General features: G+C 75.6%; 23 protein-coding genes and 1 pseudogene. 12 read left to right on the top strand and 12 right to left on the bottom strand.

Annotated elements, in window-relative coordinates:
* Positions 1 to 5 precede the first annotated feature (5 nt).
* From BOQ63_RS42140 to BOQ63_RS42150, 3 genes are read left to right on the top strand one after another with little or no spacing between them, the layout of a single operon-like run.
* Entirely contained in the window at positions 6 to 665 is a 660-nt protein-coding gene (locus BOQ63_RS42140; RefSeq protein ID WP_030553788.1) for a nucleotidyltransferase family protein, read from the top strand.
* Positions 662 to 931, top strand: a complete 270-nt coding sequence (locus BOQ63_RS42145; protein WP_030289653.1) for a BON domain-containing protein — start codon at positions 662 to 664, stop codon at positions 929 to 931. Before BOQ63_RS42140 ends, BOQ63_RS42145 begins: the two co-directional genes overlap by 4 nt.
* Positions 928 to 1,659, top strand: coding sequence for a metallophosphoesterase family protein (locus tag BOQ63_RS42150; protein WP_030289652.1), 732 nt, complete (start codon positions 928 to 930; stop codon positions 1,657 to 1,659). Before BOQ63_RS42145 ends, BOQ63_RS42150 begins: the two co-directional genes overlap by 4 nt.
* Before the next feature lie 8 nt (positions 1,660 to 1,667).
* Here BOQ63_RS42150 and BOQ63_RS42155 read toward each other — a convergent pair whose 3' ends face one another.
* From BOQ63_RS42155 to BOQ63_RS42175, 5 genes are all read right to left on the bottom strand, one after another.
* Positions 1,668 to 3,419, bottom strand: a complete 1,752-nt coding sequence (locus BOQ63_RS42155; protein ID WP_063738032.1) for a glycoside hydrolase family 15 protein — start codon at positions 3,417 to 3,419, stop codon at positions 1,668 to 1,670.
* A gap of 11 nt (positions 3,420 to 3,430) precedes the next feature.
* Positions 3,431 to 4,387: a TIGR03557 family F420-dependent LLM class oxidoreductase gene (locus tag BOQ63_RS42160; RefSeq protein WP_030289650.1), complete on the bottom strand. Its 957-nt coding sequence runs from the start codon at positions 4,385 to 4,387 to the stop codon at positions 3,431 to 3,433.
* Positions 4,388 to 4,676: 289 nt separating this feature from the next.
* Entirely contained in the window at positions 4,677 to 5,831 is a 1,155-nt protein-coding gene (locus tag BOQ63_RS42165; RefSeq protein WP_107488612.1) for an FAD-dependent oxidoreductase, read from the bottom strand.
* A 38-nt stretch (positions 5,832 to 5,869) separates the two neighbouring features.
* Entirely contained in the window at positions 5,870 to 6,073 is a 204-nt protein-coding gene (locus BOQ63_RS42170; protein ID WP_030553794.1) for a hypothetical protein, read from the bottom strand.
* A 125-nt stretch (positions 6,074 to 6,198) separates the two neighbouring features.
* On the bottom strand, positions 6,199 to 6,567 hold the full coding sequence (locus BOQ63_RS42175) for an antibiotic biosynthesis monooxygenase family protein (RefSeq protein ID WP_030553795.1): 369 nt from the start codon (positions 6,565 to 6,567) through the stop codon (positions 6,199 to 6,201).
* Between the two features lie 370 nt (positions 6,568 to 6,937).
* On the opposite strand from BOQ63_RS42175, the gene pqqA reads away from it, so the two are divergent.
* The 4 genes and pseudogenes from pqqA to pqqB all read left to right on the top strand — a co-directional run bounded on the left by pqqA (position 6,938) and on the right by pqqB (position 9,690).
* Positions 6,938 to 7,108, top strand: coding sequence for a pyrroloquinoline quinone precursor peptide PqqA (gene pqqA / locus BOQ63_RS42180; protein ID WP_063738033.1), 171 nt, complete (start codon positions 6,938 to 6,940; stop codon positions 7,106 to 7,108).
* Positions 7,109 to 7,349: 241 nt separating this feature from the next.
* Positions 7,350 to 7,616, top strand: a pseudogene (pqqD, locus tag BOQ63_RS42185) (pyrroloquinoline quinone biosynthesis peptide chaperone PqqD); the annotation flags it as partial.
* Between the two features lie 39 nt (positions 7,617 to 7,655).
* On the top strand, positions 7,656 to 8,759 hold the full coding sequence (pqqE, locus tag BOQ63_RS42190; RefSeq protein WP_499504955.1) for a pyrroloquinoline quinone biosynthesis protein PqqE: 1,104 nt from the start codon (positions 7,656 to 7,658) through the stop codon (positions 8,757 to 8,759).
* Between the two features lie 34 nt (positions 8,760 to 8,793).
* Complete coding sequence (gene pqqB / locus BOQ63_RS42195; RefSeq protein WP_072656099.1) at positions 8,794 to 9,690, top strand: pyrroloquinoline quinone biosynthesis protein PqqB; 897 nt, start codon at positions 8,794 to 8,796, stop codon at positions 9,688 to 9,690.
* Positions 9,691 to 9,712: 22 nt separating this feature from the next.
* On the opposite strand, the gene BOQ63_RS42200 is transcribed toward pqqB, so the two are convergent.
* The 4 genes from BOQ63_RS42200 to BOQ63_RS42215 all read right to left on the bottom strand — a co-directional run bounded on the left by BOQ63_RS42200 (position 9,713) and on the right by BOQ63_RS42215 (position 14,283).
* Positions 9,713 to 10,351 (bottom strand): endonuclease, encoded by a 639-nt coding sequence (locus tag BOQ63_RS42200; protein ID WP_072656100.1) that lies wholly within the window; start codon positions 10,349 to 10,351, stop codon positions 9,713 to 9,715.
* A gap of 128 nt (positions 10,352 to 10,479) precedes the next feature.
* Positions 10,480 to 11,367, bottom strand: coding sequence for a Rieske (2Fe-2S) protein (locus BOQ63_RS42205; protein WP_107048826.1), 888 nt, complete (start codon positions 11,365 to 11,367; stop codon positions 10,480 to 10,482).
* A gap of 117 nt (positions 11,368 to 11,484) precedes the next feature.
* Positions 11,485 to 12,618: a hypothetical protein gene (locus BOQ63_RS42210; RefSeq protein ID WP_454131933.1), complete on the bottom strand. Its 1,134-nt coding sequence runs from the start codon at positions 12,616 to 12,618 to the stop codon at positions 11,485 to 11,487.
* Positions 12,619 to 12,654: 36 nt separating this feature from the next.
* On the bottom strand, positions 12,655 to 14,283 hold the full coding sequence (locus tag BOQ63_RS42215; RefSeq protein ID WP_030289640.1) for a M48 family metalloprotease: 1,629 nt from the start codon (positions 14,281 to 14,283) through the stop codon (positions 12,655 to 12,657).
* A gap of 634 nt (positions 14,284 to 14,917) precedes the next feature.
* Between BOQ63_RS42215 and BOQ63_RS42220 the strand changes: the two genes are divergently transcribed.
* Positions 14,918 to 15,142: a DUF6480 family protein gene (locus BOQ63_RS42220; RefSeq protein ID WP_030553804.1), complete on the top strand. Its 225-nt coding sequence runs from the start codon at positions 14,918 to 14,920 to the stop codon at positions 15,140 to 15,142.
* Between the two features lie 28 nt (positions 15,143 to 15,170).
* On the opposite strand, the gene BOQ63_RS42225 is transcribed toward BOQ63_RS42220, so the two are convergent.
* Complete coding sequence (locus tag BOQ63_RS42225) at positions 15,171 to 15,425, bottom strand: hypothetical protein (protein ID WP_030289639.1); 255 nt, start codon at positions 15,423 to 15,425, stop codon at positions 15,171 to 15,173.
* Between the two features lie 130 nt (positions 15,426 to 15,555).
* Between BOQ63_RS42225 and BOQ63_RS42230 the strand changes: the two genes are divergently transcribed.
* A complete protein-coding gene (locus BOQ63_RS42230) occupies positions 15,556 to 16,017 on the top strand; it encodes an SRPBCC family protein (RefSeq protein WP_030289638.1) in 462 nt (153 codons plus the stop codon).
* 78 nt (positions 16,018 to 16,095) lie between these two features.
* On the opposite strand, the gene BOQ63_RS42235 is transcribed toward BOQ63_RS42230, so the two are convergent.
* Entirely contained in the window at positions 16,096 to 16,968 is an 873-nt protein-coding gene (locus BOQ63_RS42235; protein WP_063756672.1) for a hypothetical protein, read from the bottom strand.
* Positions 16,969 to 17,082: 114 nt separating this feature from the next.
* Here BOQ63_RS42235 and BOQ63_RS42240 point away from each other — a divergent pair, with 114 nt between their 5' ends.
* Positions 17,083 to 17,523, top strand: a complete 441-nt coding sequence (locus BOQ63_RS42240) for a hypothetical protein (RefSeq protein WP_051747235.1) — start codon at positions 17,083 to 17,085, stop codon at positions 17,521 to 17,523.
* Positions 17,524 to 17,563: 40 nt separating this feature from the next.
* A complete protein-coding gene (locus tag BOQ63_RS42245; RefSeq protein WP_030289635.1) occupies positions 17,564 to 17,776 on the top strand; it encodes a DUF6296 family protein in 213 nt (70 codons plus the stop codon).
* Between the two features lie 137 nt (positions 17,777 to 17,913).
* Here BOQ63_RS42245 and BOQ63_RS42250 read toward each other — a convergent pair whose 3' ends face one another.
* Entirely contained in the window at positions 17,914 to 18,129 is a 216-nt protein-coding gene (locus BOQ63_RS42250; protein ID WP_141763907.1) for a hypothetical protein, read from the bottom strand.
* Between the two features lie 167 nt (positions 18,130 to 18,296).
* Between BOQ63_RS42250 and BOQ63_RS42255 the strand changes: the two genes are divergently transcribed.
* Positions 18,297 to 18,863, top strand: coding sequence for a type 1 glutamine amidotransferase domain-containing protein (locus tag BOQ63_RS42255; RefSeq protein ID WP_030553807.1), 567 nt, complete (start codon positions 18,297 to 18,299; stop codon positions 18,861 to 18,863).
* Positions 18,864 to 18,941: the final 78 nt, after the last annotated feature.

Genomic DNA, 18,941 nt, shown 5'->3' on the forward strand with positions numbered 1-18,941 from the left:
CCGCGATGGACCGGCACGCCGAACACCCCGATCTGCCTCGCACGGCCCGGACGGAGCCGGACGGCTGGCCGCTGGACGAGCCCGGGGGCCGTCTGCCGCCCGACCGGGCGCAGGCGATCCTGGAGGCGGCGAAGCGGATCGGCTCGCTGCTGAAGGCCAAGGACCACCCGTTCGCGCTGGCGGGCGGGGTGGCCGCCTACGCCCACGGTGCCGACGTCCGGCTCCAGCACGACGCCGACTTCTGCATCCGCCGCGAGGACGCCGAGGCCGTCACCCACACCCTGCGCGAGGCCGGGCTCCAGGTCTTCCTGCCCCCGGAGGACTGGCTGATCAAGGCCCGTTGCCTGGGCCAGGACGTCGACCTGATCCTGGAACTCGCCAAGCGGCCGGTCACCTCGGAGCTGCTGGACCGCGCCGAGGTGCTGCCGGTGGACTCCGTGCGCATGCCGGTGCTCTCCGCCACCGACCTGGTCAGCGGCCTGCTCGCCGCCTTCTCCGAGCACCACTGCGACTTCGGGGCGGCGCTCTCGGTGGTACGGCCGCTGCGGGAGAAGATCGACTGGCGGCGGCTGCGGGCGGAGCGCGGCGAGCAGCCGATGCCCGCCGCCTTCCTGTACCTCCTGGAACGGCTCCAGGTGATCGAGCCCGAGGAGGCCGCCGTATGACCGCCGCCGACGCCACCGGATCCGACGAGGCCGAGTACCGGCTCGCCCATCTGCGCGACCGCCTCGCCGACGACGAGGTCGGCGAGTTGGGCCTGCGGATCGAACTGCACGGCAGCCACGTCACGGTACGCGGCACCGTGCCGAGCGAGGAGCGGCGCGCCGCCGTCGAGCGCATCGTCGCCGAGGTCATGGACGGACTGAAGGTGCACACCGACATCGTGCTGGCCGACGACCGGCCGCCGACCTGGGCGGAGGACCTGCCGTGATCCGGGTCGCCGCGGTCGGGGACATCCACCTCGGCCCGGACAGCCGGGGTCTGCTGCGGCCCGCCTTCGCCACCCTGGACGAGCTGGCGGACGTGCTCCTGCTGGCCGGTGACCTCACCCGGCACGGCACCCCCGAGGAGGCCGCGGTGGTGGGGGAGGAGGTCGGCGGACTGCCCGTGCCGGTGATCGCCGTACTCGGCAACCACGACTACGACGCCGGCCGGCCGGAGGAGGTCACCCGGATCCTGGCCTCGCACGGCGTCCAGGTGCTGGAACGCAGCTCGACCGCCGTCCGGGTGGACGGCACGCTGGTCGGCGTGGCCGGCACCAAGGGCTTCGGCGGCGGTTTCGCGGGCCGCAGCGCCGGCGAGTTCGGCGAACCCGAGATGAAGGCCTTCGTCCGGCACAGCCGCGAGTGCGCCGACGGGCTGCGCACCGCCCTCGACCGGCTCGCGGCCGAGGGCTGCGACCTGCGGATCGCCCTGACCCACTTCGCCCCCGTCCCCGACACCCTGGCCGGGGAGCCGACGGAGATCCACCCGTTCCTGGGCAGCTACCTGCTCGCCGAGGCGATCGACGGGGCCGGCGCCGACCTTGCCCTGCACGGCCACGCGCACCTGGGCACCGAACGCGGCCTGACCGCCTGCGGGGTGCGGGTGCGCAACGTGGCCCAGCCCGTCATCGGCCGTGCCTTCGCCGTCTACCGGCTGCACCCGCCGGTCGGCTGACGCCCGCCCTACTGGGCCAGCCGGGCCGCGGACTCCAGCAGCATGGCGTGCACGAACGCCTGCGGCAGGTTGCCGCGCTGCTGGCGCTGGGCGATGTCGTACTCCTCGGAGAACAGGCCGGCCGAGCCGCAGAGGCCGCGGGTGGTCTCGAACCAGCGGGCGGCCTCGACGGCGTCGCCCTGCTGGTGCTCGGCGAGGGCCATCAGGAAGCCGCAGAGCACGAACGCGCCCTCGGCCTCGGCGAGCGGGCGTTCGTCGTGCCGGAAGCGGTAGGCGTAGTGCCCGTCGGTGAGCTGCTCGCGGCAGGCCCGCAGGGTGGCGACGGTGCGCGGGTCGTCGGGGGGCGGCCAGCCGCGCACCGGCGGTAGCAGCAGGCACATGTCGGCCGCCGGGTCGTTGGGGGAGCGCTGCCAGCGGCCGGACGGGTGCAGGGCGCGGCGGGCGGCACGGGCGGACAGCCGGTCGGCCAGCGCGCTCCACTCGGCCGCGAGCCCGTCCGAGAGCCCGGCTGGCCCGGCCACCTCGGGGCGGCTGATCGCGCGCAGCCCGGCAGCGCAGATCAGCCTGCTGTGGGTCCACAGGCGGGGTTCCAACTCCCAGATGCCGGCGTCGGGTTCGCGCCAGCGGGCGGCGATGGCCGCGGTCGCCGTACGGGCCGCCCGGCGGGACTCCGGATCGAGCCGGCCGTGCCGGGCGGCGGCCGCGAACAGCAGCAGGGCCTCGCCGAAGGCGTCCAGCTGGAACTGCCGGGTGATCTGGTTGCCGACCTGGTCGTGGCCGCCCGGGTACCCGGGCAGGTCGACGGTGTGCTGGTCCGGCACCTTCCCGCCGGTCACGGTGTAGGCGGGGGCGAGGCGCGGCCCGTCCTCCTCCAGCCGCGCGGTGGTGAACCGTACGGCGTCGTCCAGGAGCCGGTCGGGCCCGCAGGCGGCGACGGCCTGGCCGGCCAGGCACTGGTCGCGGATCCAGACGTAGCGGTAGTCGTAGTTGCGGCCCTCCTCGGCGCGTTCGGGCAGGCTGGTGGTGGCCGCGGCCACCATGCCGCCGGTGGCGGGGGAGGTGAGGCCGAGCAGCACGGCGTACGAGAAGCGGGCGTCGCGCTCGTCGTAGGTGTGCCGCAGGTCCGGCACGGCGGCGTGCCAGGCGTGCTCGGTGGCCCGCCAGCACCGTTCGGGGTCCGGCGGCGGCCCGTCCAGGCCGTGGTCGGAGACCTCCAGGACCAGGTCCAGCCGCTCACCCGGGGCGAGGGCGACCTCCGTGGCGAGGCATCCGTCCGGTCCGGGGCGGGCCGCCGCGGCGCCCGTCCAGCGCAGCCGCAGCCGCCCGGCGCGGATCGTCCAGCCGTTCGCCGTCCGCTGGGGAGGGTGCGGGCGGTCCGTGCCGAAGCCGGTGCCGGCCGCCAGCCGCAGCCGCAGGCGGACCGGGCCGTAGTCGGCCTCGACGCGGCGCAGCAGCACCAGCCGGTGCGGGTCGGCGGGCAGGGCGAGGGCCTCCCGGCAGACCACCATGCCCTGCTCGGTGATCCACCGGCCGCGCCGGACCAGCCCGCGGTCCTCGTAGTAGCCGCCGGGGACGAACCGGCCGACCGGGGTCACCGCGTACTCGCCGGTGCCGCCGACCAGTCCCGCGAAGACCGGTTCGGAGTCCCAGCGGGGCGCGCAGAGCCAGGCGACCTCGCCGGACGGTCCGACCAGGGCGCCGCGTTCGCCGTCGGCGAGCAGGGCGTACTCGCGCAGGCTGCGGGGCGGGAAGGCCGTCAAGTGAGTCTCCCTCAGGCGGTTCGGGGCAGGACGTGTTCGCGGTAGAAGTCGAAGAAGCCCTCCTGGTCCGGGCCGATCTGGCCGACGTAGACCTCGTCGAAGCCCGCGTCGACGTAGCCGCGCAGCCGGTCCAGGTGCTCCTGGGGGTCGTCGCCGCAGGTGACCGCCTTGGCCACCATCTCCTCCGTCACCAGTTCGGTCGCCTGCTCGAAGTGCCGGGGAGTGGGGAGCACTTGGGCGAGTTCGCCGGGCAGCAGCTCGCTCGGCCAGAGCCGGTGGACGGTCTTGACCGCCCGTTCGCGGTCGGTCGACCAGCACACCTTCACCCCGCCGATCACCGGTCCGTTGCCGCCCGCCGCCCGGTAACGCCCGATCAGCTCGGTGTCGGGGGACATGGTGACCAGTCCGTCCGCGTACTCCGCCGCGGCCTCGGCCGCCTTGGGGCCGAACGCCGAGACGTACACGGGCAGGCGGCCCTCCTTCGGCGGGGTGTAGAGCCGGGCGTTCTCGACGGTGTAGTGGGTGCCGCGGTGCGAGACGAGGCTGCCGGTGAACAGCTCGCGCATCACCGAGACGGCTTCCTCCAGCATCTCCGTCCGTACGTCGAACGGCGGCCAGCGGTCGCCGAGGACGTGCTCGTTGAGCGCCTCCCCGGTGCCCACGCCCAGCCGCAGGCCGCCGGCCAGCTGCACGTCGGCGGTGGCCGCCGCCTGGGCCGTGACCGCGGGGTGGAGCCGTACGGTCGGGCAGGTGACCAGGGTGGTCACCGGCAGGCGGGTGACCTGGGAGAGTGCGCCGATCACGCCCCAGACGAACGGGCTGCTGCCCTGGGCGTCGTTCCACGGGTGGAAGTGGTCGGAGATCGCGAGCCGGGTGAAGCCGGCCCGCTCGGCCAGCTCGGCCTGCTCGACCAGCTGGGCGGGGGTGAACTCCTCGCAGGACAGGAAGTAACCGAACGCGGTGGTCATGACGGCCTCGTTCCTCGGTGGGCTCCTCGGGTTTCCTCCGGGGAGCGGCTAACCCGGGCGGGCGCGGTGAAACGTCGGCGTCGTCCGCCCGCTGCCCCACGCGCCGGGCCGTCCGCCTGCCGGGCGCCCGCCGTTTGCGGCCCGCGGCACCGGGTAGTCGCCGAGGTCCCCGGGCGCGCGGGGACCTCGGCGAAGGTGACCACCCACGGAGGCGCGCGAGGCGGTCCTGCCGAGGGCGTCCGCTACCCGGCCCGGGCCGGAGGCTGCCGCGCGTAGCGGTGCGACCGCTTCAGCGCGCCGGGGTGAACTCCGAGAGCCGGTCCAGGCCCATGGCGACCGCTGCGAAGCCGCGGTCGAGCATCTGCAGCTCGTAGTCCTCGACAACGTCGGTGAGTTCGGCCTCGCCGCGGTGGACGGCGGCGAGTGAGCGGCAGAGCAGCGCGGCGTCGCGGAACGCCGTGTTGGCGCCCTGGCCGGCGCTCGGCGGCATGGCGTGGATCGCGTCGCCGAGCAGGGTGACCGGCCCGGTGCCCCAGTGGGATACCGGCTCGGCGTAGCGGATCGTCAGCGGCGAGCTGTTGCCGGTGTCGGACTGCCGGACGAGCTCGACCAGGTCGGGGTGCCAGCCGTCGAGCAGGCCGAGCAGCCGGTCGCGCACCTGCGCCCATTCCCCGGGCTCGGGGCCGAGCGGCTCGGGGAGCATCGCCACCCAGCGCAAGTAGCTCTCGGCGTCCGGCAGTTCCACCTCCGGTGCCAGTTCGGCCGCGGCGAGCCGAGGTGGGCGCCGGAACTCCATCCGGCCGACCAGCAGGTTCAGGCCGGAGCCGTGCACCAGGGTGCCGGAGCCCGGCACCAGCGCGGCGAGGCGCTCGGTCAGCGGCGTGCGGCCGAGCAGTGCGTTGCCGGGGACGTCCACGACCTCGGCCCCGGGCAGCAACTGCCGGCGGACCGCCGAACCCACGCCGTCCGCCCCGACCAGGAGGTCGCCCACCGCGCTGCCGCCGTCCGCGAGCCGGGCCTCGGCCCGTCCGTCCGCCCGCTCCCGGTAGCCGGTCACGGCCCGGCCGAACTCGACGCGGTCGCCCAGCCCGGCGAGCAGCAGCTGCCGCAGCACGTGCCGGTCGGCGGCCGTGCCGTCGACCGTCGCGCTGAGGTGCCGCAACTCGTTCAACTGCCGGTCCACCAGCCGCCGTTCGCCCGCAAGCGGGCCGGTGACGGCCTCCAGCAGGGGGTGCAGCCGGGGCGGCAGGCACTCCCGCAGCGCGGCGATCCCCGGCCCGTCCAGGCCGATCCGGAAGCCCTGGTAGCGGCTGTCCGCGGCGGGTTCGCGCTCGAAGACCCGGACGTCGATCCCGGCCCGGACCAGTCCCTGCGCCAGACAGAGGCCGCCGATCCCGGCCCCGGCCACCAGCACCTTCATGCTCTTCTCCTCGTTCCTCGTCATCGGGGGAGTCGTCGTCCCGTCGTCCCGTCGTTCGGGTGTCAGTCGCGCGGGTCGAGCAGGACGACGGCGGCCGAGTACGGCGCGAGCGAGCCCGGCGCCGAGCCGTGCCGGACCGTCGGCGCCCCGTCGCCGTCGTGCCAGGACAGGGCGTGCCGCACCCGGTAGTCGCCGGGCAGGGAGAGGCGGAACGGCTGGGCGTGCTCCGGGTGCTTGTTGACCAGGGCCAGGATCCGCTTCGCCATGGCGCTCTCCCGTGCGTGTGTTCGATTGATGCACCGTCAGCTTCGCCGATCCCGGCCCCCGGGCGGCAGGACGCTTCGTCACCGATCGGAGATGACAGCTGTCACCTCCGGCGCCCTGACCGCTGTCAGTCCTGCGGCGCCTCCGTCCGGACGAACCCGTGGCTGCGCTCCACCTTCGCCACGTGCAGCGAGTAGCGCTGGTACCACTCGGCCCGCCCGCGCTGCTGCGCCGCGCGGTGCTCCACGTCGGTCCGCCACGCGGCGAGGGCCTCGGCGTCGCGGAAGTACCCGACGGTGATGGCCAGCCCGCCGGGCGACTGCGCGTAGTCCATCCCCAGGTACCCGGGGATGTCCCGGACCAGCTCCTTCATGCGCGCGTCGGTCTCGCTGTAGCCGCTCTGGTCCGGAGTCCGCACCGCGGTGAACACGGCGACGTAGTAGGGGGGTTCGAAGGCCTCGACGGGCACGGCAGGTGCTTCCGGGTGATCGCTCATGGCGCCACCGTAGGGCGGCCCGCGCGCGGTGATCCAGCGTCCCGCCCGAAACGGGACGCACCGGGGACGAGGGACAGGGCCCGGCGGGACAGCGGGTGCGGGATCGCCCGGCAAGGGCTCCGGCGTCACCCGACCGGGTGAGCCGCCGGCAGGCCCTCCGGAACCCGGCCCCGACCGGGCCCGCCCCGGCCGGAGGCCGCCGTCGGCGGTCCCGCGGACCCCGCCCGCGCGGTTCTCGACCGGCGCCCGGCCGCCCGGGCTCGTAGCGTCCCGCCCGAGGGCCCGAGCGCCCTCGCCGGCCCCGGTTCGGCCCCCGAGCCGGGCACCGGAACCGGACTCCCGAACCGGACCCCGAACCGAGGAGGCAGCCATGGATGCCGCCCGTACCCCGTCACCGCCGCCGAAGGCCACCGCCGCACCCACGGCCCGGCCGAAGGGCGCCAGGCCCGCCTGGTCCGCACCCGCGGTGGAGTGCCACCGCACCGGCGCCGAGGTCACCGCGTACGCCGGACGACGGGCCCCGCAGTGGCCCGACCGCTGAGCCGCGAGCGGTTCGCGGCCAGGCCGCACGACCTGCGCGGACGGCACCGGGACACCAACCAGTCCCACCTGCGCCCGCACTCCGGTGGCTGCACGCCACCGGAGCTGCGGCGCCGCACCCCGGAACTCGTCCTGGACCACTGCGTCACCGGGACCCAGCAGCAGGCCGCCGCGGACGCGCCGGCCTTAAAGTGCGAGGTCCTGCGGGCCATGCCGGACGCCGTCGACCACGGGACCGACCGGTGAGCACCGCCCGGGCCGTCCCGACCGCCCCGGACGTCCCCGTCCCCGGCCTCCGCCCGGGCGTCCGGCTGGTGCACGACCCGGTGCGCGGCCGGTCCGCGCTGCTCCACCCCGAGGGCGTGCTGCTGCTCAACGACACCGCCGCCGCCGTCCTACGGCACTGCGACGGGCGCCGCGACGCGCGCTCGGTCACCGCCGGGCTCGCCGAGGAGTACGACGGGGTGGACGGCGCCCAGGTCGACGCCCTGCTCACCGACCTCGCCGAGCGCCGGCTGCTCACCCTGGACGGGACGGGCGCCCCCGTCCTGCCGGCGACGGCCGCCGCACCGCCCGGCGGTGCCGTCCGCACACCCGCCCCGCTCGGACTGATCGCCGAACTCACCTACCGCTGCCCGCTCCAGTGCACCTACTGCGCCAACCCGGTCGAACTCGCCCGCTACCGCGCGGAGCTGGACACCGACCAGTGGCTGGCCGTCATCGACCAGGCCCGCGGGCTCGGCGTGCTCCAGCTCCACCTGACCGGCGGCGAACCGCTGCTGCGCCGCGACGTCACGCAACTGATCGCGCGCGCCGCCGAGTCGGGCCTCTACACCAACCTGATCACCAGTGGCGTCCCGCTGGCCGCCGGGTGCGCCCGCGAACTCGCCGCGGCGGGCCTGGACCACGTGCAGCTCTCGCTCCAGGACGCCGAGCCGCGTCCCGCCGACGCCGTCGCAGGGATCGCCGCCCACGACCGGAAGCTCGCCGCGGCGCGGCAGTTCACCTCGGCCGGCCTGCCGCTTACCGTCAACGCCGTGCTGCACCGGGGCAATCTGGCCCGGCTCGGCGCCCTCACCGACCGGGCGGTCGAACTCGGCGCCGACCGCGTCGAACTCGCCCACGTCCAGTACTACGGCTGGGCCCGGCGCAACCGCGGCCACCTCGCCCCCGGCGAGGAGCAGGTCCGGCAGGCCGAACGGGACGTCGCCGCCGCCCGACAGCGCCACCGAGGGCGGGCCGAGATCGTGTACGTCCCCGCCGACCTGCACGGCGGCACGGTCAAGCCCTGCATGAACGGCTGGGGGCGGGAGCAGTTGGCGGTCACCCCCACCGGCGGCGTCCTGCCCTGCCTCGCCGCCGCACAGCTGCCCGGTCTGGAGGTGCCCAACGCGGTCACCGATGGGCTGGCGGCGAGCTGGCACGACTCGACCGCGTTCAACCGGTTCCGCGGCACCGACTGGATGCCGGAGCCCTGCCGCGGCTGCGCCCTGCGCGAGCTGGACCACGGCGGCTGCCGCTGCCAGGCCTACCAGTTCACCGGCGACCCGGCGGCGACCGACCCGGCGTGCCGGCTCTCGCCGCACCACCACCTGGTCACCGACCCGGTCCCGGCCGAGACGGCGGCCCCGGTGCCCCGGCGCTTCCGGTGAAGGCGAGCCGGAGCGCCGGGAGAAGGAGCACGCCGTGAAGATCAGGGTCCTCGGGACCGCCGCGGGCGGCGGCCTGCCGCAGTGGAACTGCGGCTGCGCCGAGTGCGGCTGCGCCCGCCGCACCGGCGCCGCCCGGAGCCAGGACTGCCTGGCGGTCAGCGGCGACGGCCGCGCCTGGTACCTGGTCAACGCCTCCCCGGACCTGCGGTCCCAGCTGCTCGCGGCACCCGAGCTCGCCCCCGCCCCGGGCACTCGGGACACCCCGCTGCGCGGCGTCCTGCTCACCAGCGGCGAACTCGACCACACCCTGGGCCTGTTGACCCTGCGCGAGGCCGCCCGGCTGGCCGTGTACGCCACCGCGCCGGTGCGCCGCGCGCTCCACCGGGCCTTCCCCGTCGGCCCGCTGCTCTCCTGCTACACCGAGGCCGACTGGCTCACCGTCACCCCCGGTGAGCCCGTGGAGCTCGCCGGCGGGCTGCGCGCGGAAGCCTTCGCGCTCGGCGGCAAGCGCCCCCGGTACGCCGCCGACCTGCCCGGCGAGGGGGAGGGCGACCGTACGGACTGGGTGACCGGCTACCGGTTCACCGAGGAGGGTGGCGCTGCCCGCGCCGTGTACGCCCCGGGGCTGGCCGACTGGACCCCGGCCGTGGAGCGCGCGGTGGCCGGGGCGGATGTGGTCCTGCTCGACGGCACCTTCAGCACGGCCGACGAACTCGCCGAGCGGACCGGCGGCGCCCGCCGCTCGCCCGGCATGGGCCACCTCGCCGTGCGGGACTCGCTCCCGCACCTCGCCCGCCGACCCGGCCCCCGCTACCTCTACACCCACCTCAACAACACCAATCCGCTCGTCCGTCCCGACCCGCCTGGGGCGGCGGAGCTGGCGGCGGCGGGCGCGGCGGTCGCCGAGGACGGCCTGCTGATCGAGCTCTGACGGCGACGGGCGGGCCCGCCGCTCATGCGGCCCGCAGTTCCGCCGTCGCGCCCTTCGACAGGCTGACCCGCACCAGTGCGGCGGCGAGCCGGGCGTGCTCCTCGGGCGGGACGAGGTCGCCCAGACCGCCGGGTGTGTGCGGCAGGCCGAGGTCCGCGGCCGCCGCACACGCCCGCTCGTCGAAGAACGGGCGCAGCCACGGCCACACCGTCTGGACCTCTCGGCAGAAGATGTCCGCGCCGACCGGGCCGATCCGGGGCACCTCCTGGAGCAGCTCCCGCAGGGCGTCCGGATCGCCGTCGGCCTCGTCGCCCAGTCGGCGCAGGTCGCCGTGCCAGCGGTCGAGCACCAGCTGCGCCCCTTCGCCGAGCGCGGTCGCGGTGCTCTCGTCGTACCGGACGTAGTGGGCGCGGCCCAGCGCGTCCACCCGGTCCTGCCAGCGGGAGTCGGCCATCGCGCGCGGCGTGCGGTACCCGGCGGCGGACAGCTCCCGGGCGGCCCCGATGGCGGTCTCGGCGCTGATCCGGATCGAGCACAGGACGGTCATGACCAGCAGCCGGTACAGCGGGGAGGGCTTGTCCCGCAGCGTGATGCCGGCCTCCTCGGCGTACGTCCGGCCGTGTTCGGCGAGCAGCCGGGAGGTGATCGTGTCGACGCTCATCGTGCTCTCCAGCGAGTGGGTGTCCGTCAGGAGCGGGCGAGCAGCGCCCGGTGGGTGCCGCGGTGGCACCTCGCCGGCCACTGGCGCTCGGCGGGCGCCCCGGGCGAGACCCGGGCGGTGACGGCCGGTCAGCCTGCGCCGGGGAGCCGTACCTCCAGGTGTCCGGAGAGCACCCGGGTCTCCAGCACCGGCTGCGGCGCGGTGGCGGGGCCGCCGGCCACCTCGCCGTCCCGCAGCCGGAACTCGCTGCCGTGCCAGGGGCAGCGCAGGCAGCCGTCGACGACGCTGCCCTCCGAGAGCGGGCCGGAGAGGTGGGCGCAGCGCTCCGCGAGCACGTGGCAGCGCTCGCCGTCGCGGACCACGACCACGGCGAGTTCGCCGACCCGGCGGCGGACCGGCTGCCCGACGGGGAAGTCCTCGACCGGGCCCAGCGTGGCCCAGTCCGGCGGCGCCAGCCGGGGCACCGCGGCGGCCCGGTCGGGGCCGGCGGCCTGCCGGTAGGCCAGGTGTCCGCCGAGCACGCCGCCGGCCGCCACGGCGGTCATCCCGGCCCAGCCGAGCAGCCGGCCGCGCCCGCGGTGCCCACGGCAGCGGGCCAGTAGCGAACCGGTGTACAGCAGCACACCGCCGGTGTTGGCGAGCGCGTGCACCAGCCCGGTGCGCCGCCTCGGCGCGTCGAGGCGGGACCAGTCCACCCAGCCCGCCAGCGCGGCGGGCCCGGCGGCCAGCAGGCCCGCCGCCACCAGGACGTCGGCCGAACGGCGCCGGCCGGGCGCCAGGTCGAGCAGTCCGGCCGACGTCCAGCAGCCGATCGGCAGCTGGACCAGCGCGGGGTGCAGCGGATGGCCCAGCCAGACCCCGTGCAGGGCGTCGCGGTACGGGCCCAGCGGGAGGGACTGGAACGCGTCGGCGAGCGGCTGGGCCGGGGTGTCCAGCACCTCCCAGTGCGCGGGTGCCTCCAGGGCGCGGCGCAGTCGACGGGACCAGCGGTGGGTGTGCAGAGCTGAGGTGTCCATATCGGGCGGCTAGCCGAACCCGGCCCGGCCAAACCCGCCCTGACGCGCACCTCGGCGGCGGAACGGACGGCGGCCCCCACTCCGCACGGGAGTGGGGGCCACGGGGGTCCTGCCGGGTCAGGCCTTCTTCCTTGCCTCCGCGACCGCGCCCTGGACGGCGGCGACCCGCAGGTCGACGAACGCCTGCCGGGGGTCCTTGAAGTTGGTGAAGGGCTGGGGGATGACCCGGCCGAGCGCGCGGTACTGCTCCAGCGCCTCGGTCGGGCGCCCGGCCCGGGTCAGGGCGTAGGCGAGCCAGCCGCGGGCGTACCCGGCCCGGGGGTGGTCGGGGTCGGCGGCCGCGAGGTCGGCGAGGGCCGCGTCCAGGGCGGCACCGACCTCCGGCCGCTTCCAGGCGGTGAGCTTCTCCCCGTCCTGCCCGAACTGCTCGAAGTAGGCCTCCAGCTTGATCGGGGCGAGCAGGCTGCCGGCCGGGGCGGCGTCGATCGCACCGTCGATGAATCCGTGCATCAGCTCGTGGCTGCCGTGCCACTTGTCGCACCAGTACTGCAGCGCCCGGCTGTGCGCCGACCAGTGGTGCGGGTCGCGCTCGACGAGTTCGGCCCAGAGCTCCCGGAAGCGGTCGTTGGACCAGTTGAGGCCCATCGCGATGGAGGTCTGGACGACCCACGGGTTGGGGTCGTCGTCGGGGGCGAGCGCGACGGCGGCCAGCGCGGCCTCCTCGGCCTCCAGCAGGACCCGGTGGAAGGCCTCGAACTGTTCGCGGGTGACCTGGTCGGCGCGGGCGCCGGTGCGGATGTTCCAGGCCAGGTAGACCAGGGCGTCCGCGTGCAGCAGGGCGGCGGTGAGGTCCTGCGGCCGCTCCGCGCGCCAGGCGCGCAGCCACCCGTCGTCCTCGGCGGCGAGCCGGGCCAGCTCGCGCTGCCGCAGCCAGCGCAGGTCGGCGGTGGCCTCCGCGGTGAGGTAGGCGGCGGCCGGCCGCCAGTCGCCGGCCTTCGCGGCGGCGAGCGCGGCGGTCTCCTCGGGGTCGGGCTCGCCGTCCAGGACCATGTCGCCGGCGGGCAGCAGCCCGTGCTCGGCCGGGACGATGGTGTTCTTCGCCCGGCCCTCCGCGGCGAGCCGCGCCTCGTGACCGGCGATGGTGGCCTTGGCCCGCTCCAGCTGGGCCAGCTTGCGCTTCGCGAGCCGGGTCATGACGACCGGGAACAGCAGGACGAGGCCGACGACGGCCAGCACGATGATGCCGATCAAGGGTGTTCCTTCCGTGGGGTTCGGTCCGCCGGGCCGTCAGACGGCGGGGGCGCTGGGCGCGGGGAGGCCGGCCCCGGTGAGCAGCGCGCGCAGCGGCGCGGTGTCCGGGGTGTCGGCGCAGGCGGCGTTCAGGGCCGTGTCGAAGCCGTCCTCGAAGCCCTCCGGCAGGCGGAGCTCGGCGGGCCCGGACCAGGAGAGCTCCCAGGCGGCCAGGCCTGCCTCGGCCAGTGCGGTGACGACGGCGTGCGCCAGTTCCTCGCGCAGCACCGGGCGGGCGAACTCGCGGGCGGCCCGGCCGGTCGCGGCGGCGGCCTGCTCGCTCTTCGGCAGCCGGTCGGTGAACTCCCAGGCCCGGCCGGCGTCGACGGCGTCGAGCAGCCCGTGCACGGTGGCGGGCAGGCCGAGCCCGGCCAGCGCCCGGTGGGCGGGCGCGGACGCCTCGCGGGCCCGGCTCAGCATCGCCGTGCGGACCAGCTCGGGCCACTCCACCCGCTGCTTGCGGGCCGCCTCGGGGACCAGCGTGACGACCTCCAGCTCGGCGAGCACCCGTTCCGCGTCCTGCAGCAGCGCGAGGGCGGGGCCGGCGGCACCGGGGCCGCGCCCGTCGTCGGGCAGGCCCTCGATCGCGGCGACCCGCAGGCGGATCGGCGGGTGCGAGTCGAACGGGTCGGGATCCTCCTCGGGCAGGTCCAGCGCGTGCTCGGCGAGTTCCGCCCGGCGCTCGGGGTCGCTCAGCAGGTGGAGCAGCCCGCCGTAGACCTGGCCGGGCGGCGGGAGCAGCCCGGCGTCCCAGCCGATGGTGGCGTAGCGGCTGAGGTAGAAGTCCTGGGCGGCGTCCAGGCTCGGCAGCTTGCGCAGTGCCGAGGCGGTGGCGTCCCGCCCGGCGAGCTGGGCGGCGACCTGGTCGGCCGCGTACTCCTGGCGGCGCCCGACCGCCTCGGAGACCCGGAAGTAGAGCCTGGCGTAGAGCGCGAAGAGCTTGGCGAGGGCCCGGTCGACGCCGCCGCCCGCCTGCTCGCCGGACGGCTTGCGGCCCTTGGCGAGCCGCTTCTCGGCCTTGGCGGCGAGCTTGGCGGCCTCCTCGGCCTGGTGCTGGTCGGCGCGCTGGTGCAGCCCGCCGACGGTGTGCAGCAGGGCGCGGCGGCCGGCGACGGTGACGGCGGCCAGCTTGACGTCCCGGTTGCTGTAGTGGCCGAACTCGTGCGCCAGGACGGACTCCAGCTCGCCTTCGGTGAGGCCCAGCAGCAGCGGGGCGCCGATGACGAGGTGGCGCTTGCCGGGGATCAGGCCGAGCAGCCTGGTCTCCTCGAACACGCCCGCGTTGACCTGGGGCACCAGCCGGATCTCGGCCGGTCCGCGGACGCCCGTCCGCTCGGCGATCCGGTCGACCACGGCCCACACGGCGGGCTGCCGCTCGCGGGTGAGGACCACGCCGGGCATCTCGCCGTCGTCCTTGCGGCGGCGGGTCAGGAACACGACCCGGACCACGGGGTAGCCGATCGCGGCGCTGAGCGCCCAGATCTTGACCAGCCCCGGGCTGAAGTGGCCCAGCTCCTGGAACAGGGCGACGTCGAGGGCCAGCAGGCCCGCGAGGATGCCGAGGGCGAGCAGGTAGAAGCCGGCGAGCAGGGCCACGGCCGTGACGGCTCGGCCTGATGTGCTCATGGCAGTGGAACGCTGGGGCGCGCCCATGCGATGGTCCTCCCCCTGGGCGCGACGGCAGGGCGGCGCGCGGTGTCTGCATGGTGAACAGGTGTACGACGAGTGAAGATCGTAGCGGTCGCCGGAGCGCCCGCACACCGGAGTTTCCGGTCCCCGGGCGCGGCTCCGACCTGCGGGTTCGTCGTGATTTCCGATTCGTGCAGGCTTGCGGGGATTCTTTTGCCGGGTTCGGCCGTAGTGGCCGAGAGTAACGATTTCGCACACGCGCACGACGGTGGCCGGGGGCGCACCGCCGACCGACGCGTCCCCGGCCCGTTCTGCCCGGGACACCTATACCGCGGATCATGCTGCGGCGCGCAGCGACCACCAGGACCCCCGGGCCCCGCCCGAACGGCGGCGCGATACGGAAGGCCGGCGAACTGACCGGCAGGGGCCTGGTTCCCCGCGTTGATCGGGTTGCGGTCAGGACGCGTCCAGAGGGTCCCCATGCCCCTGGTCGATGTGACGGCGCTCAGCCGACGGGTCGCCGGGTACGACGTGGCGGCGGGCAGCCGGGTTGCCGGGACGGGCGGTGTTTCCGACCGCCGCCCCCGGGCAGCCGCCGGGTGTCCGAGCCGCTGCCACCTGGGACGACATCATGACCACACCCGATCCTGATCCCGACTACACCCCCGCGCTGGACGAACACGGCGCACTACCCGGCGGGGACACGCCGCCGGCCGAAGGGGGAATCTCCGGCATCTCCCATCCGGAGCCCGTGGAAGTGCGGCGGGCCTGGGGGCCCTGGCCCGCCGTCGTGATCGTGCTGCTGGCGCTGGCGGTCTCCGTCATGCTGGTCGCGATGATCTTCGTGCTGACCTGACGTGCCCTCCGGGCCGTCCGGCCCCGGGTCAGCGATTGCCCGCCGCGAGTGCCTCACGGACGGTCACCAGGCAGGGGTCGCAGTACCGGTCCGGCACCTCCGCGCCGGTGCCGTCGGCTGCCGGAACCACCCGCTGGGACGGTTCGAGGAACCGCCCGCACAGTGACGCCGTCGCGTCGTCCTTCGCCACCACGTGCCACACCACGGCGGGCGGCGACACCGCCGGGTCGTGCTCGGCCCACATCTCGTACACGGCGACCTCCGGGTCTCGGGGCTCGGTCACCCCATGCAAACCCGGGACACCCGGGTCGGCCACCGGGCCGGGCCCGGTGGGATGGTTACACCGCTCCGGGGCGGGCACACGCGCGGTCGGCCGGGACGGACCCGGCCGGGAGACACGAGGAGGCCCCAGCATGAGCATGGTGAAGGAGTCCGTGGACGTCGACGTCCCGCTGCACGCCGCCTACAACCAGTGGACGCTGTTCGAGGAGTTCCCCCGTTTCATGGAGGGCGTCGACGCGGTGACCCAGCTCGACGACCGCCACAACCACTGGCGCACCAGCATCGGAGGGGTCAGCCGGGAGTTCGACACCGAGATCGTCGACCAGCTGCCCGACGAGCGGATCGCCTGGCGGACCATGGACGGCGGCGACGTGGACCAGAAGGGCGTGGTCACCTTCCAGAAGCTGGACGACCTCCACACCCGGGTCAACATGGCCATCGACTTCCGGCCCGAGGGCATGGCCGAGAAGACCGCCGACGTCCTGGGCGTGGTGGACCGGCGGGTGAAGGGTGACCTGAGGCGGTTCAAGGAGTTCATCGAGGAGCGCGGCCGGGCGGAGGGCGGGTGGCGCGGCCGGATCACGCCGAGCTGACCCCACACGTCGGTGCGGCCCCGCTCCCCGGATCTCCGGGGAGCGGGGCCGCACCCGTGGCTGCGCCGTCCCCGGGCGTCAGCTCTCGGTCGGCTGCTCGCCCTCAGCGTCCTCGACGCCGGTCGCGCCTTCGACGGACTCCGGTGTCTCGATGCCCCGCCGGCCCGTACGGTCCTCCGTCCGCCCCGCGCGGGTGTCCGGGTCGGCCGGTTCCGGCTCGTCCGCTCCGCCGTCGGAGCGGATCCGCACCGCCTCCTCCTCGGCCGACAGGCCCGCGGTGTCGCCGGTGGCCTCGCCCTGGAGGTCGGTGTGCCGGTCCGGGAGGTCGAGCCGGCCGGCGGCGTCCTCCGGCACGTCGGCCACGGCCGTCCGCTCGTCGGTCTCCGGCTCCTCCTGGGCGAGCCGGGCGTCCAGGGACTCCCCCTCGGCCTGCTCGGCCCCGGTCGTGCCGTGGGACTCGGCGGCCACCGGGGTGTCCCCGGGGACGGCGGCGATCTGCGGGTCCTCCGACCACTCGCGGGCCGGGGAGCCGTCCTGGAGGTCGGGGATCCCCTCGTCCTCCGGCTCGGCGCCCGGGTCGTGATGGCCCCGCTCGGGCTCCGGCAGCGGTTCGTCCGTCTCCGGCACCGGCTCCCCGGCCCCACCCGGGCCGGTCCGGCTCGTTCCGGAGGGCGCACCGGCCGACGGCGGCGGATCGACCGAGGTCGGCGGCTGGTGCACCGGTCCCGCGTAGTCCTCGTCCGGCTGGACGCCGGGCACCGGCCCCTCGGCGATCTCCGGTTGCTGCTCGGCGCTCCCGGCCACGTTCGGCGTCCCGCCCTTGCCGATCGGCGACGGACGGCGCTCCGGACCCTCGTCCCGCTCCTCAACGGGCTCGGTCCCGGCGGTGTCCGCCGGGCCGATCGCGCCGCCCATGTCGTGCAGCGGCCGTTCGTGTGACGATCCGTTCATGGTGTTCCTCCCTGCCGTGTGCGGCCCGGTCGACGGGGCCCGATGACGCGCCTACCCGCCCGCCGCCGCCCGTACCGGCCGGTTTGCCCGACCGATGCGGGGTAGGCGCGCGGCATGGAGGACTTCGGAACCCCGGCGGACGACTCGGCCGCCGACGACAGGGAAGTGTTCGACCTGTGCGACCACTGCGGCCGGGTCGTCGCCGCCGCGGACCTGCTCAGTGCGCTGGTCCCGGACTCCTCCGCGCTGCACCCGAGCGATCCGGAGCTGGACGGCAGACGGGTGCTCACCGCCTGCACGGTGGAGCATTTGGCCGAGCTGGTGGAGTACTACCGCGACCGCCCCTTCGTCCTCGAGGAGCAGTGGGCCGGCAAGGTCTGCCGGGCGCTGGCCGAGCAGGAGGATGCCGTCCCGCTCAGCCTGGTCGCCCGGATGAGCGGGCTGTCCGTGCAGCAGGCGGCGCAGGGCGTGGAGTGGCACAACGCCCGCGCCCGCGAATGGCAGGCCCGCTACGGCGACGACGCGGCCGCCGACGAGGACGAGGACGAGCCGTGAACCCGACGGCACGGCGACCGACCACGGAGGATGACGAACCATGAGCACCGCCAAGCGCTACCGCCTGGTCGCCGCCGACCCGTACCGGGAGTTCGTGCTCACCGCCACCGGGGCGATGGGCAGCGAGGGCACCCAGGTGTACGTGGACGAGTCCGGAGCCGTCCGCGCCGAGATCGACGGCGACGGCGAGGTGCGGACCATCACCACCGCCCTCCCGCTGGGCCGGCCGGTCCGCGCGGAGCCGCTGGACTGACCGCCGCCCCGACGGGTCGGACGAGCCGCCGGCTGATCCCGAGGTCGCGCCCGGGACCAGCCGGTGACGGCTGTGCCGACAGCTATCGGGCCGACGGCGGTTGCGCCGACGGTCGTGCGACGCCGGCGGCCCGCGCCTCACGGCGCGTCCGGATCCGTCGCCGGGGGCTCCGGGTGGTCGGGCTGCTCCTCGTCCTCCTCCAGGCCCGCCGCGGGTGCGTCGGGGTCCGGGGGACGGGGGCGCGGCGGCCGGCTTCCGTCGGCCGGGGACCGCTCGGCCTCCTCCGGGCCGCCGTGCCGGTGGCCGGCACGACCGCGCGTCGCCACCGCCCAGGAGCGTCGTCTGATGCTCACCACTGCCTCCACCGTTCGGTGCGGGTGTCTTCGTCCCGCCGGTGCCGCGCGACTACCCGGATCGGAACCCACGAATCCGGCATGGCCGCGCCGATGCCGGGTAGCCGCCGACATCCGGGGGCGCGGCCGCCGCGCCCGAGGCCGGCCAACGCTGCCAAGGAGGAGCGATGACGCACACCACCAAGGTCCTGGCGATCGTGACGAACTACGGCGTCGAACAGGACGAACTGCTCGTCCCCGTACGGCACCTGCGCGAGAACGGCACGCAGGTCGACATCGCCGCCCCGGACCGGGACGACATCCGCACCCTGGTCAACGACAAGGACCCGGGCGAGATCGTGCGCCCGACCCACACCCTCGGCGAGATCGAGCCCTCCGGCTACGACCTGCTGCTCATCCCCGGTGGCACGATCAACGCGGACACCCTGCGGCTGCGCCAGGAGGCGGTCGCCCTGGTGCTCGCCTTCACCACCTCCGGCCGGCCCGTCGCCGCCATCTGCCACGGCCCGTGGATGCTGGCCGAGGCGGGCGTCGCCTACGGCAAGCGGCTCACCTCCTACCCGTCCCTGCGCACCGACCTCGCCAACGCCGGCGCGACCTGGGCCGACGAATCGCTGGTCACCGACGACGCCAACGGCTGGCGGCTGATCACCTCCCGCAACCCGGGTGACCTGGACGACTTCCTGCGGGGCATCGACTCCGCCCTGAGCGCCCGCACCGGGGCCACCGCCTGACCGCCGGGGCCACGCCTGCCCGGGCCCGTCACGGAGCCCGGCCCGGAGCGCGACCGGCGAAGGCCCGTACGGTGCCGC

Origin of the sequence: Streptomyces viridifaciens (genome assembly GCF_001888885.2) — a bacterium.
Classification (GTDB): Bacteria; Actinomycetota; Actinomycetes; order Streptomycetales; family Streptomycetaceae; genus Kitasatospora; species Kitasatospora aureofaciens.